The sequence below is a fragment of the Bradyrhizobium sp. USDA 4353 genome (assembly GCF_054063215.1).
Genome location: NZ_JBSSGB010000001.1, coordinates 2,239,688 through 2,253,857 on the forward strand (window position 1 = coordinate 2,239,688; position 14,170 = coordinate 2,253,857).

At 66.2% G+C, this 14,170-nt stretch carries 11 protein-coding genes and 2 pseudogenes; 7 read left to right on the plus strand and 6 right to left on the minus strand.

Going from position 1 to position 14,170, the window contains the following annotated elements; translation table 11 throughout:
* Positions 1-52 precede the first annotated feature (52 nt).
* Complete coding sequence (locus ACVILH_RS10000) at positions 53-961, plus strand: transporter substrate-binding domain-containing protein (protein ID WP_456712744.1); 909 nt, start codon at positions 53-55, stop codon at positions 959-961.
* 106 nt (positions 962-1,067) lie between these two features.
* Entirely contained in the window at positions 1,068-2,714 is a 1,647-nt protein-coding gene (locus ACVILH_RS10005) for a lysine--tRNA ligase (RefSeq protein WP_456712745.1), read from the plus strand.
* A gap of 194 nt (positions 2,715-2,908) precedes the next feature.
* Here ACVILH_RS10005 and ACVILH_RS10010 read toward each other — a convergent pair whose 3' ends face one another.
* A complete protein-coding gene (locus tag ACVILH_RS10010) occupies positions 2,909-3,670 on the minus strand; it encodes a carbonic anhydrase (protein ID WP_456712746.1) in 762 nt (253 codons plus the stop codon).
* 283 nt (positions 3,671-3,953) lie between these two features.
* Here ACVILH_RS10010 and ACVILH_RS10015 point away from each other — a divergent pair, with 283 nt between their 5' ends.
* On the plus strand, positions 3,954-4,298 hold the full coding sequence (locus tag ACVILH_RS10015; RefSeq protein ID WP_456712747.1) for a DUF952 domain-containing protein: 345 nt from the start codon (positions 3,954-3,956) through the stop codon (positions 4,296-4,298).
* Positions 4,295-5,389: a quinone-dependent dihydroorotate dehydrogenase gene (locus ACVILH_RS10020; protein ID WP_456712748.1), complete on the plus strand. Its 1,095-nt coding sequence runs from the start codon at positions 4,295-4,297 to the stop codon at positions 5,387-5,389. The genes ACVILH_RS10015 and ACVILH_RS10020 overlap by 4 nt, the downstream gene beginning before the upstream one ends.
* Before the next feature lie 204 nt (positions 5,390-5,593).
* Here the strand turns inward: ACVILH_RS10020 and ACVILH_RS10025 are convergent, their stop codons facing one another.
* The 5 genes and pseudogenes from ACVILH_RS10025 to ACVILH_RS10045 form a co-directional block, all read right to left on the minus strand.
* A complete protein-coding gene (locus ACVILH_RS10025; RefSeq protein ID WP_456716927.1) occupies positions 5,594-6,877 on the minus strand; it encodes an MATE family efflux transporter in 1,284 nt (427 codons plus the stop codon).
* A gap of 144 nt (positions 6,878-7,021) precedes the next feature.
* Positions 7,022-7,756 (minus strand): MBL fold metallo-hydrolase, encoded by a 735-nt coding sequence (locus ACVILH_RS10030; RefSeq protein WP_456712749.1) that lies wholly within the window; start codon positions 7,754-7,756, stop codon positions 7,022-7,024.
* Between the two features lie 13 nt (positions 7,757-7,769).
* On the minus strand, positions 7,770-8,078 hold the full coding sequence (locus tag ACVILH_RS10035; protein ID WP_012030208.1) for a DUF6460 domain-containing protein: 309 nt from the start codon (positions 8,076-8,078) through the stop codon (positions 7,770-7,772).
* A 132-nt stretch (positions 8,079-8,210) separates the two neighbouring features.
* A pseudogene (locus ACVILH_RS10040) lies at positions 8,211-10,126 on the minus strand (ATP-dependent DNA ligase).
* Entirely contained in the window at positions 10,123-11,169 is a 1,047-nt protein-coding gene (locus ACVILH_RS10045; RefSeq protein ID WP_456712750.1) for a ligase-associated DNA damage response exonuclease, read from the minus strand. The pseudogene ACVILH_RS10040 and the gene ACVILH_RS10045 overlap by 4 nt, the downstream one beginning before the upstream one ends.
* A 113-nt stretch (positions 11,170-11,282) precedes the next feature.
* Between ACVILH_RS10045 and ACVILH_RS10050 the strand changes: the two genes are divergently transcribed.
* From ACVILH_RS10050 to ACVILH_RS10060, 3 genes and pseudogenes are all read left to right on the plus strand, one after another.
* A complete protein-coding gene (locus ACVILH_RS10050) occupies positions 11,283-12,209 on the plus strand; it encodes a methyltransferase domain-containing protein (protein ID WP_456712751.1) in 927 nt (308 codons plus the stop codon).
* A 108-nt stretch (positions 12,210-12,317) separates the two neighbouring features.
* Entirely contained in the window at positions 12,318-13,547 is a 1,230-nt protein-coding gene (locus ACVILH_RS10055) for an ABC transporter substrate-binding protein (RefSeq protein ID WP_456712752.1), read from the plus strand.
* 303 nt (positions 13,548-13,850) lie between these two features.
* Positions 13,851-14,097: pseudogene (locus tag ACVILH_RS10060) on the plus strand (hypothetical protein); the annotation flags it as partial.
* Positions 14,098-14,170 lie beyond the last annotated feature (73 nt).

The following is a 14,170-nucleotide window of genomic DNA, read 5'->3' on the forward strand; positions in this document are numbered from 1 at the left end:
TCGAAATTGCGCCGGGATGGTCTATAACGCGCGCTGACCATCGGGAGCGCTGATGCCGACCGCCTTGTCACACGCCGCCAAGCCCACCCGCGCAGCCCGCGCCGCGATCGCGGGCGTGCTGCTCTGCCTCGGCTTGGCGGCCTCCGTCCCGGCCGCGCGCGCGCAGGCTCCGGTTCGTCCCGCCGTCGAGGCGGCCCCGCAGGCGGTCCCGGGCTTCTGGGACCCCCGGCGCCGGCCGGAGCGGCCGGATCTGTCGCGCCTCACGGTGATTCGCTTCCTCACCGAGACCGACTATCCGCCGTTCAACTTCACCGGGCCCGACGGCAATCCGGCCGGCTTCAACGTCGATCTTGCGCGAGCGCTGTGCGACGAGATCAAGGTCACCTGCACCATCCAGATGCGTCGCTTCGAGACCCTGCTCGACGCGCTGTCCTCGAACCGCGGTGATGCGATCATCGCCTCGATCGCGGTGACGCCGCAGATGCGGGCGCGGCTGGATTTCTCAGACCCCTATTATCGGGCACCGGCGCGCTTCGTCTCCCGCCGCGACGCGGTCATGACCGAGATCCGGCCAGAGTTCCTGGAGGGCAAGAAGATCGGCGCCATCGCCGGCACGGCGCATGAGGCCTACCTCAAGGCGATGTTCACCGATGCCGAGATCAAGCCCTATCCGAACGACGACGCGCTGCGCCAGGCGCTGCGCCGGGGCGAGGTCGACCTGATCTTCGGCGACGGCATTTCACTGGCCTTCTGGGTCAACGGCACCGATTCGGCCGATTGCTGCGCCTTTTCCGGTGGACCTTTCGTCGAAAGCCGCTATTTCGGCGAGGGCGTCGGGATCGGGGTGCGCAAGGGCAACGACCTCTTGCGCCAGGCCCTGAACTGGGCGCTGTTCCGGGTCTGGGAAAAAGGCCGCTACACCGATCTGTGGCTGCGCTATTTCTCAATCAGCCCGTTCTGACTTTTCACCCGTAGGGTGGGCTAAGGCGCGCAGCGCCGTGCCCACCACCACCGCGGTGGGCACGCTTCGCTTTGCCCACCCTACGTTATCAAAATCGGTAGTTGATATGTCCACGATCGATCTCGCCCCTCCCAGCCCGAGCGACCTGCGTGCGCTCGCCGAGAACTCCAACGCCTGGCCGTTCGAGCAGGCGAAGGCGATCGTCAACCGGCTGAAGAAAAATCCGAAGGACGAGGTGCTGTTCGAGACCGGCTACGGTCCGTCCGGCCTGCCGCATATCGGCACCTTCGGCGAGGTCGCGCGCACCACGATGGTGCGCCACGCCTTTCGCGTGCTCACCGAGGACAGGATCAAGACGCGCCTGATCGCGTTCTCCGACGACATGGACGGCCTGCGCAAGGTGCCGGACAACGTGCCGAACAAGGAGATGCTGGCGAGCCATCTCGGCAAGCCGCTGTCGCGCATCCCCGATCCGTTCTCCAACGAATACCCGTCCTTCGCCGCGCACAACAATGCCCGGCTGCGCGCCTTCCTCGACAAATTCGGCTTCGAGTACGAGTTCGCGTCGTCGACCGAGTACTACACCTCGGGCAAGTTCGATGCGGCTCTGCTGCGCATGCTTGAGCGGCTGGAGAAGGTGATGACGATCATGCTGCCCAGCTTGCGCGAGGAGCGCGCGGCGAGCTATTCGCCGTTCCTGCCGATCTGTCCGCGCACCGGCCTCGTGCTGTACGTGCCGATCGTCGAGCACGACGCCCGGGGCGGCACCATCTCCTATGACGATCCCGAGACCAAGGAGCGGATGACCGTCCCGGTCACCGGCGGCCATTGCAAGCTGCAATGGAAGCCGGACTGGGCGATGCGCTGGTTCGCGCTCGGCGTCGACTATGAGATGGCCGGCAAGGACCTGATCGATTCGGTGAAGCTGTCGGGCAAGATCTGCGCGGCGCTCGGCGGCACGCCGCCGGAGGGCTTCAACTACGAGCTGTTCCTCGACGAGAAGGGCCAGAAGATCTCGAAGTCGAAGGGCAACGGCCTGACCATCGACGAGTGGCTGCGCTACGCCTCGCCGGAATCGCTGTCGCTGTTCATGTATCGCGAGCCGAAGGCGGCGAAGCGGCTGTATTTCGACGTCATCCCGCGCAATGTCGACGACTATCAGCAGTTCCTCGAGGGCTTCCCGAGGCAGGACGCCAAGCAGCAGCTCGGCAATCCGGTCTGGCACATCCATTCCGGCCAGCCGCCGAAGGCGGACATGCCGGTGACGTTCCAGCTGCTGCTGACCCTGGTGTCGTCGTCGAATGCGGAGAATGCCGAGACCTTGTGGGGCTTCATCGGCCGCTACCGTCCCGGCGTGACGCCGCAGACGCATCCGAAGCTCGACGCGATGGTCGGCTACGCCATCAACTACTATCGCGACTTCGTGGCGCCGACCAAGACGTTCCGCGAGCCGACCGAGGGCGAGCGCGTGGCGCTGCAGGATCTGCGCGATGCGCTGTCGAACCTGCCGGCGGAAGCCACCGCCGAGGACATCCAGAACGTGGTCTACGAGATCGGCCGCCGCGAGCCGTTCCTCGATCACGTCAAGAAGGGCAAGGACGGCCGTCCCGGCGTGTCGCTGGACTGGTTCAACATGCTCTACCAGGTGCTGCTCGGCCAGGAGAAGGGCCCGCGCTTCGGCTCCTTCGTGGCCGTCTATGGCATCAACAACGCGGTGGCGATGATCGACGGCGCGTTGGCGCGCTCGGCGTGAGGCCCAGGTCGGTCACCCCACAAACGGTGTCGTCCCGGCCTCCGCGCCGGGACCCATAACCACCGGCCGTTGTGTGGCGGAAGATCTCCGCCACCTCGCAAACCAATTGGCACTCCGCGGTATGGGTCCCGGCTCGAGGCCGGGACGACAGCGGAGTGCTTGGCAGCCGCTTCGGTCCGAACCGGCCTGTTGGACTACACCCCCTGCAACACAAACCGGCGGTCGAGCTTCTGCACCGGGCGGGCGTTCATCGGATAGAGCTTGGCGAACTTCGCGACGTCGGCTTCCGCGACCTGGATTGGATCGGCCAGCAGCAGCCACTCGACCACCTCCGAGCAGGGCGGCGTCGTCAGCGAACCGGCATAGCGATAATAGGAGCGGCGGTTGGGCAGCATCATGTTGGGATTGATGCGCGCATCGGCCTTCACCGCGGGACCTTCCTTGTCCGGCATCGTCGCGACGATCTGCGCGAAAGCGGGGTTGGGGCGGCCGGTGGTCATCAGCACGCCGACCACCGCGAGCCCGCCGGAGGCGGCGCGGTGCACGAAATGCGCCTCCATCGGATAGTTCTTGCCGCCGATCTGGTGCTCGCTCGGACGATGGAAGTGCACCTGCAGCAGCTTGTAGGTGGTGCCGTCGAGCTTCAGCGTGCTGCTGCCGTCGGCGAAGTTGAGCTGGATGGTGTGGCCGTTGTTGACGATGGTGTCGGCGGTCTTGGCCCATGACAGCTTGAAGTCGGGCAGTTGGGCGCGGGTCGGGTGCTCGATGTCGATCGGCGATTGCTGCGTGCCGACGCCGCAGACCTTGTTGGCCGCATCCAGATCGCCCCATTTGGCCGGTCCGGTCGCGCCCTCATAGCTCCAATGCGGCGCGCCTTCGGCGGCGAAGCCCGGCTGGGCGCAGACGGGACAGAGGGCGAGCCCCGCAAGGGCCTTCAAAACGTTGCGGCGGTCCATGGCAATCTCCAAAGGTCAAGTGTGATGCAGGCAAACATTGCGGCCCATCAGCGCCGGCGGCGCGGGGCGAATCGCGACAACTAGGAAAGCCGAATTCCGTTAATCCTTGTTGATGGAACCGGCTGCACCCAGGAAAACCCGTGTTGCCACGGGCACAACCTTTGCGGGCCGGGCGGGCGCCACTTCAGGGCAATCGATGCTTGAGTTCGAAAGCCCCTGCCGATACGGTCGGCCGCTCCCGAAAAGATCAGCAAACTCAAGATCAAGCCAGGATCGCGCGAAGGTGCCCAAAATCTACAAAATCTGCTCAGCTTCGGCCTGGCGCGAGGCGGAGCGGCAGGGTGTCTACCGCGGCAGCGCCGATGATCTGCGCGACGGCTTCATCCATTTTTCGACCGCCTCGCAGGTGCCGGAGACCGCCCGGAAGCACTTCTTCGGGCAGAGCGCGTTGTTCCTGGTCGAGGTCGAAGCGGATGCGCTGGGCCCGGGCCTGCGCTGGGAGCGCTCGCGGAACGATGAGCTGTTCCCGCACCTCTATGGCGAGCTCGATCCCGGCGTTGTCACCGCCGTTCACCAGATGCACAGCCGGGCTGATGGCGGCCACGACATTCCGGACCTCAAGCCGTGATTCGCGCCTTCGACCAGCTCTCGCTGCCGCTGCTCCGCTGGCTCGATGCCGAGGATGCGCACCGGCTCGCTATCCAGGGCCTGAAGCTGCTGCCGGCGGTCAAGCCGCGGCCTAAAGATGCCAAGCTTGCGGTGCGCGCCTTCGGGCTCAATTTCCCGAACCCGGTCGGCATGGCGGCTGGCTTCGACAAGAACGCCGAGGTGCCGGACGCGCTGCTGCGGCTCGGCTTCGGCTTCGTCGAGATCGGCTCGGTCACCCCCCGGCCGCAGAGCGGCAACCCGCGGCCGCGGCTGTTCCGGCTGGAGCGCGACGAGGCGGTGATCAACCGCATGGGCTTCAACAATGACGGCGCCGAGGCCGTGCTGCGCCGGCTCGCCGGGCGGGCCAGCCAAGGCGGCATCGTTGGCGTCAATGTCGGGGCCAACAAGGATTCGGCGGACCGTGTCGCCGACTACGTCCGGCTGATCGAGACCTTCGCCCCGGTCGCGAGCTATTTCACCGTCAACATCTCCTCCCCGAACACGCCGGGCCTTCGCAATCTGCAGCAGGCCTCGCAGCTCGACGAGCTCCTGTCCAAGGTGCTGGAGGCGCGCGACCGCGTCCGCCGCAAGGCCGGCGACACCCCGGTGCTGCTCAAGATCGCGCCCGATCTCAGCCTCGCCGAGCTCGACGACGTCGTCCATGTCGCGCGCTCGCGCGGCGTCGACGGCATAATCGTCTCGAACACCACGCTCGCCCGGCCCAACTCCTTGCGCGAGCAGCTGCGCGCCAAGGAGCAGGGCGGCCTGTCCGGCCGGCCGCTGTTCCGGCTGTCGACCCGCATGGTCGCCGAGACCTTCGTCCGCGTCGAGGGCGCCTTCCCGCTGATCGGCGTCGGCGGCATCGACACCGGCGGCGCCGCGCTCACCAAGATCCGCGCCGGCGCCAGCCTGATCCAGCTGTATTCCTCGCTGGTCTACAAGGGCCTCGGCCTGGTCGAGAGCATCAAAGCCGATCTGACCTCGACCTTGCTGCGCACGGGCCGCGAGTCTCTGTCCGAGATCGTCGGCGCCGATGCGGCGACGATCACGGCCGAGGATTGGCCAGTTTAGGCCGAACTACATCATCGGCCAAGAATGGAGGGTGGGCAAAGCGCAGCGTGCCCACAGATCCGCGCGGAGCAAGCACGCGGTGGGCACGCTGCGCTTTGCCCACCCTACGAACTACGCGCTGTGTAATACAGCGCCCTCTCCCCTTGCGGGAGAGGGCGCAGCCACAAGCAGAGCGCTCAGCTTCCAACGGCTATCAAGCTTACTCTATCTCCCGAACGACATCCTCAGCAGCGCCGGATAGCGCGTGGCCTGCAGGGCGCCGCGCGAGGCATAGAACGCGAGCAGGCCGAACCACAGCGCGGTGTTGCCGAGTGAGCGAAGCGCGAGCCAGGTCAGGAAGAACGCGGCCAGCGAGGCGATCATCAAATTGCGCATGTCGCGGGCCCAGGTCGCGCCGATATAGATGCCGTCGAACGCGAAGGCGAAGACCGCAGGCAATGGCGAGACGATCACGAAGACGAGAAAGTCGCGCGCGGCGAGCCGCACGGCAGCCGAGGCCGTCATCAGGTCGATCAGCGCGGGACCTGCCACCGCGAGCACGATCGCGACCGCCAGCGCAAAGCCGAAGCCCCAGGCCAGGATCAGCCTGATGGCGCCGGTGAATGCCTTGCGATCGCGCGCGCCCACGGCAAAGCCGCAGAGCTGCTCGGCCGCATTGGCGAAGCCGTCGAGGAAGAAGGCGCTGACGAGCAGGAAATTGTTGAGCACGGCGTTGGCCGCCAGCGTCACGTCGCCGGCGCGCGCGCCCTGCGCGCTGAAGAACAGGTAGACTGCAATCAGCGCCGATGTCCGGATCATGATGTCGCGGTTGACGGCGAGGACCTGCAGCAATTGATCCCGGTCGAGCAATTGTCGCCACGACTCCACCAGCCGGCCAGGGAGGTAGTGCCGGGCGACGGCGAGCCCGATCACAACGCCGCTGCTCTCGGCGATCACAGCGGCGATCGCTGCGCCGGTGACGCCGAAATCGAATAGCGACACGAGCATTAGCGTCGCGGCCATGTTGATGAGATTGATGGTGATCTGCACACCGAGCGCCAGCCGCGCCCAGGCCTGGCCGACCAGCCAGCCGAGGAACACGTAGTTGGCGAGCGCGAACGGGGCGGACCAGATGCGGATCAGGAAGTAGCTGCGCCCGGCGCTCACGACGGGGGCCGAGCCGCCCATCGCTGCGAACAGGATATCGGCCAGCGGCCGCTGCAGGGCGATCAGCGCAGCCCCCACGAGGGCGGCGACCAGCAGCCCGCGCATTAACGTCACGCGGATGCCGCTGGTGTCCCCGGCGCCGAGCGACTGCGCCGTGAAGGCGAGCGTGCTCATGCGCAGGAAGCCGAACAGCCAGAACGTGCAGTCGAAGATCACCGAGGCCATCGCGACGCCGCCGAGCTGGCTCGCCTCGCCGAGGCGGCCGATCGCGGTGGTCGCGACGACGCCGATCAGCGGCGTGGTGATGTTGGCGAGCATCGCCGGGCCCGCGATGGCGAACACCCGCGCGCTGGTGACGTCTGGCCTGCTGACTGCCGGTGAATGCAACGGAAAGCTCGCCCGCTTTGCCGGTCCGATCCGGCGCCATGCTGCGGCGGATATCAGTCCCGGTCCGACCTGAACATAGCCGTGACGGCGGGTATGAGGCTATAGATCAATCGTCATACCATCATGCGCCGTCGTATACGGCAGCGTCGATAGCCGGCCCAGCATGTCCTCGCCCATATGGGTGAGCACCAGCCGCTTCGGCCTGATCTCGCCGAGATGCGCCTCCAGTGCCGCGAGGCTGAGGTGGTTCTTCACGGCCTTGTCGTAGGTGTAGGCCTCGGCAATGAGCAGGTCGGCATCGCGGCCGAGCGGCACCAGGCTGTCCGTCCATTCGGTGTCGGCGGTGTAGGCGACGATCTTGCCCTCGGCCTCGATCCGGTAGCCGAGAAACGGTCCGCCCGAGCGGCCATGCACGACCGGGAACGGTGTCACGGTGACCTCGCCGAACTGCGCTGTCTCTTCAGGCGCCAGCTCGATCACCGACAGCTCGAACTTGCGCGGCGTATTCGACGAATGCCCGAACAGCGCCTCCATCACCTGCGTCAGCCGTGTCGCAATGCCGGCAGGGCCGGCGATCACCAGCGGCTGTGTTCGCCGCGAGAACTGCGCATCGAGCAGCAGGAAGGGGAGACCTGCGAAATGATCGCCATGGAAATGCGTGATCAGGATCAGCGCGACATCGTTGCAGGCGATGCCGAGCCGCTTCAGCGCGGGGAGCGAGGAAGCGCCGCAGTCGATCAGCAGGTTGGTCTCCGCGCCCGTCAGATGGAAGCAGGTGTTGAACCTGCCTCCGGAGCCGAACGCGTCACCACAGCCGACGAAGCGAAGCTGCATCGGCTGCGCCCTCTCAGCGCCCGCGCGGGGCGAACAGCCGCGACAGGAACCAGACCGGGATCACGATGACAGCGCCGAGCAGGAAGTAGCGCCACAGCCAGTTGAAGGCGTCGAAGCCGAGCTCATAGAGCCGGATGAACAGCAACTGGATGCTGTGCAGGATGTTCAGCGGATCGAAGCCGATCGCCGACAGCACCACGCCGACCAGGATCGACAACAGGATCAGCCGGAACGCCACCGCGACCGGAGATCCGCCGAGAAAGCGATACAGGCCATCCGAGCTGCGGGCGCGGGCCGGATAGTCCCTGATGTCGTTCGACATGTCGTCGTCTCCAAGGCAACTGCGAAGGCCGGTGACCGGCGGATTCGTGCTCGATTATAAAGCACGGCAGGGCAGGTGGGGAACCCGCCTGAGCCGCGCAAGCCGCTTACCGGCATTTAATGTTCCAGCGGCTCACCCGGCCGTCTCGCTCTTCAACATCCGCTCCAGCGTTTCCAGCCGGTCGGCGTCGCGCGGCGGCTTGTCCCAGCGCAGGCGATTGATGCGGGGGAAGCGCATCGCGACGCCGGATTTGTGACGCGGCGATTTCTGCAGGCCCTCGAACGCGACCTCCAGCACCAGGCCCTGCTCGGGCTCGTGCACCACGTGGCGGACGGGGCCGAACTTCTCGGTGGTGTTGCGGCGGACGAAGCGGTCGATCTGCAGCAGCTCCTCGTCGGTGAAGCCGAAATAGGCCTTGCCGACCGGCACCAGCTGATCGCCGGCCTCACCGGCCGTCCACACACCGAATGTGTAGTCGGAGTAATAGGACGAGCGCTTGCCGTGACCGCGCTGCGCATACATCAGCACCGCGTCAATGATATGAGGATCGCGCTTCCACTTCCACCACTGGCCTTTCGGCCGTCCGGGCAGATAGACCGCGTCGCGCCGCTTCAGCATGACGCCTTCGACTGCCTCGGCGTCGTCGCCGGCGCCGGCCGACGCCGGATCGGCGCGAGCGGCCGTCAGCTCGTTCCAGGTGGAGAAGGCAACGGTTGGCGACAGATCGACGCGCGGATCGTCGAGGCGCTTGATAAACGCTTCCAGCTTCACGCGCCGCTGTTCAAACGGCAGCTCGCGCAGATCGTTGTCCTCCTCGCTGAGCAGGTCGTAGGCGCGCAGATGGATCGGATACTCCTTCATCAGCTTCGCCGACACCGTCTTGCGGTTCAGCCGCTGCTGCAGCACGTTGAAGCTCTGCACGCGCTTATCTCGCACCACCAGCAGCTCGCCGTCGAGCGCGCCGGGCAGATGCAGCGACGGCAGCAGATCGGGAAAGCTCGCGGTGATGTCCTCGCCGCTGCGCGAATACAGCCGCGTCACCATGCGGCCATCCGTCTCGCGGCCGCTGACCGCCTGCACGCGGATGCCGTCCCACTTCCATTCGGCGATGTAGTCGCTCGCATCCATATGAGCGAAGTCGCCGTCCTCCACCGCATGCGCCAGCATTACGGGTCGGAACGGCGCGGGATCGCGGTTGACCGGCTTGTCGCCGCGGCCCTCCAGCCAGGCAAACAGCTCGAGATAGGGCGGCGATAGGCCCGGCCAGATCAGCTCGACGTCGTGCGGGTCCTTGTCGCCAAGCGCGGCCGCCGCGGTTTTGGCGAGGCGCGCGGAGATGCCAATGCGCAATGCGCCAGTGACGAGCTTCAGCAGCGCCCAGCGCCCGGTCTCGTCGAGCTCGTCCAGCCATAGCGCGAGCTGCTTCGGCATCTCGGTCTTGCCGAGCGTGCGCAGCGTGGTGACGACCTCGGTGAGCGTCGGCGGCGGCGGGTTGTTGTGGCCTGATAGGGGCTGATCCAAGAGACCACCCGTGGGGTACCCCTCTCCCTGACCCTCTCCCCCACAAGGGCGGAGGGAACGGAGAGAGCGGAGGTCGGTGACGCAAAAGTAACTGCTGCTCCCGCACTCGCGGTCCCGAAAGCAGGGCTCGATCGTGTCGAGTCGCTGTCCGATGTTGTCCGAGCTGCCAGCTCCGCACGCCACTGCGCTCCCTCCCCCCTTGCGGGGGAGGGCTGGGGAGAGGGGTGCCCCACGACGCGGTGCTGCTGAGACCCACTCTTCGGCCACATCAGCGCGACCGTCTCCGACAGATCCCCCACGTAGTCATACGATAGCGCAAACAGCACCGGGTCAGTCCGCGCCGCGATCAGGTCGCGGATCAGTGCCGGCTTGGCATGCTTGAACGACAGCGCGCCGGTCAGCGCGCCCAGCGCGTAGCCGCGGTCGGGATCCCCAACCTCGCGGAAATACGAGGTCAGCAGGCGCAGCTTGTTGTTGCGGCCGGGCTCATAAGCGAGGCGGTCGAGCAGCTCGGCGAAGCGGTTCATGCCTCGGCATCCTCCGCGGCCACCACCTCGCTCTCCTCCTCATCGCCATAGCCGACGAGATCGAGCGGCCGCGCCGCAAGCCCCTTGCTTTGGCACCAATGCACCAGCGCATCCTCCTGGCCATGCGTGACCCAGACCTCACCGGCGCCGGTCGCCGCGATCGTCGCGGTCAATCCGTCCCAGTCGGCATGGTCCGAGATCACCAGCGGCAGCTCGACGCCACGCTGCCGCGCGCGGGCGCGCACGCGCATCCAGCCCGAGGCGAAGGCGGTGACCGGATCGGGAAAACGCCGCGTCCAGAGATCGGACGTCGCACTCGGCGGCGCGAGCGTGATGGTGCCCGCAAGCTCGGCCTTCTTGACGCCCTTCACCGGCCGGAGCTCGCCGAGTGGGATGCCCTTGTCCTGGTAGTAGCGCGTGATCTTCTCCATCGCGCCATGCAGATAGATCGGTGCGTCGTAGCCGGCCTCGCGAATCAGCGCGATGACGCGCTGCGCTTTCCCGAGGGAATAAGCGCCGACCAGATGCGCGCGCTCGGGAAACAGCGCCACCGAGGCGAGCAGCTTGTTCATCTCCAGCGCCGTATCGCCGTGCCGGAACACCGGCAGCCCGAACGTCGCCTCGGTGATGAAGACGTCGCATTGCACCAGCTCGAATGGCGCGCAGGTCGGATCGCGGGCATCCTTGTAGTCGCCGGATGCCACGATGCAGGTGCCGCCGGAGGACACCTTGATCTGCGCTGAGCCCAGCACGTGGCCCGCCGGGTGGAAGCTCACGGTGACGTCGCCGAGCCTGATCTCCTCGCCATAGCGGATCGCCTGCGTCGAACCGGCAAAGTTCTCGCCATAGCGCAGCCGCATGATGTCGAGCGTTTCCTGCGTCGCCAGCACGGCACCATGGCCGGCGCGGGCATGGTCTGAATGGCCGTGGGTGATCAGCGCCCGATCGACCGGGCGCACGGGATCAATGTGAAAGCCGCCAGCCTTGCAGCACAGGCCGGAAGGAACGGGCAGCAGGATGTCTTGCGGACGCATGGTCGTCATATAGGTCTCGGTTGGAGAAATTCAGCCGGTCCCACATTCCGGCTCGTCATGCGCGGGCTTGACCCGCGCATCCATCTCCTGGAATGACAGCGCCGCGCACACATGGTTCCCCGATGCCCCACCGCCTGTTCCTCTCCTCCGGCGACCTGATCGCCGACCGCCGCTATGAATTCGCCCGCGACCTGCAGCTCAAGGGCGATCTCACGGCTGCCGCCGACGTGATGGAGCAGGCCATCGAGGTCGCGCCGAGCTTCGCCTCGGCGTGGTTCGAGCTCGGCAAGATCCGACTCGCACTTGGCGAGACCGACAAGGCGATCACCGCCTTCCAGAACGCCGTCGCGGCCGATCCGGATGACCGCCACGGCGCCGCCGTGCGGCTGATGCAGCTCGGCGCCGCGCCGCTCACGGATATGCCGAAGGCCTATGTGCAGTCGCTGTTCGACCAATACGCGCCGCGCTTCGAGAGCGAGCTGATCGAGCGGCTGCACTATCGCGCGCCTGCGATCCTGTTCAAGGCCGTGCTTGCGGTCCGCGCCGCCGAGAGGAAGCCCGCCTATTTCAAGCGCGCGATCGATCTCGGCTGCGGCACCGGCCTCGGCGCCGCCGCCTTCGCCAGCAACGTCGATAGCTTCATCGGCATCGATCTCTCCGCCGGCATGATCGCGCAGGCGCGTGACACCGGACTCTACGCCGCGCTCGAGGTCGACGACATGACGGCCGGCCTGGAGCGGCAGGCCGATGCGTCGGCTGATCTCGTCCTTGCGGCGGACGCAATGGTCTATGTCGGCGATCTCGGTCCCGTGCTGCGCGAAGCGAATCGCGTGCTGATGCCCGGCGGCATCGTCACGTTCACCGTCGAGACTCATGACGGCGACGGCGTGATCATGGGCAAGGGACTGCGCTATGCCCATGGTGCGGAATATATCCGCCGCGTCGTAACAGAGGTAGGATTGAAGCTCGCGTATCTCGAACCGGCGTCGCCGCGTACCGAAGATCAGGCGCCGGTGCGTGGGCTTGCGGTGGTCGCGATCCGGACTTGAGTCTACACGCTATTGAATGCGCTGCACGCAGCGCGCGATGCGGCAACTTCGCTCTTGCCGCGGCTCTCCCGATGCCAAAAAATGCCGGCAGTCTAGGGAGAGACAATAATGAAAAAACATCTGACCCGGCGCGATTTCTGCGCCACCGCGCTCGCGACTGTGGGTGCCTCGACCATCGCCTCGCCTTCCGTCTGGGCCGCTGAGAAGAAATACGACGCCGGCGCCACGGACACCGAGATCAAGATCGGCCAGACCATTCCGCATTCCGGCCCGGGCTCGCTGTATGGCGTGCTCGGCCGTATCGGCGAGGCCTATTTCCAGATGCTCAACGAGCAGGGCGGTATCAACGGCCGCAAGGTCAAGTTCCTCACCATGGACGACGCCTATAGCGCGCCGAAATGCGTCGAGGCGACCCGCCGCCTGGTCGAGCAGGAGGAAGTGCTGGCGCTGTACGGCTCGCTCGGCACCGCGCCGCAGACCGCCGTGCACAAATACCTCAACTCCAAGGGCGTGCCGCAACTCCTGCTCAATACCGGCGCCTCGAAGTGGAATGATCCGAAGAACTTCAAATGGACCATGGCCGGCCTGCCGCTCTATCCGACGGAGGCGCGCATTCTCGCCAAGCATGTGCTGAGCGTGAAGCCCGAGGCCAAGATCGGCATCCTCTACCAGAACGATGATTTCGGCCGCGACTTCTTAGGCCCATTCAAGAAGGTGCTGGCGGATGCGGGCGGCAAGGCCCAGGTGATCATGGAGCAGACCTATGATCTCACCGAGCCGACGGTCGATTCGCAGCTGATCAATCTGTCGAAGTCCGGCGCCGACGTGTTCTACAACATCACCACCGGCAAGGCGACGTCGCAGTCGATCCGCAAGGTCGCCGAACTCGGCTGGAAGCCGCTGCAGCTTCTGTCCGCGGGCTCGACCGGACGCTCCATCCTTTCGGCTGCGGGGCTGGAGAACGCCAAGGATATCGTCGCTATCCGCTATTCCAAGGATGCCGGCGTGCCGCAATGGAAGGACGATCCTTACGTCAAGGGCTTCGAGGCGCTGCGCGCGAAATATGTCCCGAACATCGATCCGGACAACAGCATCGCCTATGCCGGCTATGGCCAGGCAGCGTCAATGGCCGAGATCCTGCGCCGCTGCGGCGACACTTTGACCCGCGAGAACGTGCTGAAGCAGGCCACCACGCTCGCCGGCTTCCACTCGCCCTACTTCCTCGACGGCGTCAACTACGCCTACACGCCCGACGACTACACGCCGATGAAGACGCTCTACATCTCGATCTTCGACGGCAAGGACTGGATCGTTTCCGAGAAGCCGATGACGGAGTAGGCGGTCTCCATCGTCATCGCGAGCGCAGCGACGCGATCCAGAGGTCCTCTGCTGAGACAATCTGCATTGCGTCGTCGCTGCGCTCCTCGCGACGATGTGGCACGAGCGGGAGCCACAAACTCCGCTGTCGTCCCGGCCTTGAGCCGGGACCCATACCGCGGAATCTTTCGGTGAATCACAGCTGCCAGTCATCGTCCCACCGAAGCCGGTGGTTGTGGGTCCCGGCTTTCGCCGGGACGACGGCGGAGAGCGGGGCGGCCGTCCGCCCTCGACGAAAGGTGATGGACTCCCTACCTTCCCCCAGTGCCGCCCCGCATCCGACCAGTCCCGCCCGATGACCGCGCCACGCTGCCGGACCATTTTACGAAATGGTTCGCGGCGCGCGGCTGGACGCCACGTGCGCATCAGCTCGCGCTACTGGAGAAAGCCCGCGCGCAGCGTTCGGCGCTGCTGATTGCCCCGACCGGCGCCGGCAAGACACTCGCCGGGTTCCTCCCGACCTTGGTCGAGCTGGGCTCAGCCGTTGCGAAAAGCAGTCGACCTGCTCTCACCAAACACTCCGCGCTCTCCACTCCCTCCCCCCTTGTGGGGGGAGGGGCGGGGAGGGGGGCCTCCGGCGGCGG

What these genes read in the sequence shown, in the direction of transcription:
- ACVILH_RS10000 (WP_456712744.1), top strand. Translation starts at nt 53, where the DNA reads ATGCCGACCGCCTTGTCACACGCCGCCAAGCCCACCCGCGCAGCCCGC.
- ACVILH_RS10030 (WP_456712749.1), bottom strand. Translation starts at nt 7,756, where the DNA reads ATGCAGCTTCGCTTCGTCGGCTGTGGTGACGCGTTCGGCTCCGGAGGC.
- ACVILH_RS10055 (WP_456712752.1), top strand. Translation starts at nt 12,318, where the DNA reads ATGAAAAAACATCTGACCCGGCGCGATTTCTGCGCCACCGCGCTCGCG.
- ACVILH_RS10010 (WP_456712746.1), bottom strand. Translation starts at nt 3,670, where the DNA reads ATGGACCGCCGCAACGTTTTGAAGGCCCTTGCGGGGCTCGCCCTCTGT.
- ACVILH_RS10045 (WP_456712750.1), bottom strand. Translation starts at nt 11,169, where the DNA reads ATGACGACCATGCGTCCGCAAGACATCCTGCTGCCCGTTCCTTCCGGC.
- ACVILH_RS10050 (WP_456712751.1), top strand. Translation starts at nt 11,283, where the DNA reads ATGCCCCACCGCCTGTTCCTCTCCTCCGGCGACCTGATCGCCGACCGC.
- ACVILH_RS10035 (WP_012030208.1), bottom strand. Translation starts at nt 8,078, where the DNA reads ATGTCGAACGACATCAGGGACTATCCGGCCCGCGCCCGCAGCTCGGAT.
- ACVILH_RS10005 (WP_456712745.1), top strand. Translation starts at nt 1,068, where the DNA reads ATGTCCACGATCGATCTCGCCCCTCCCAGCCCGAGCGACCTGCGTGCG.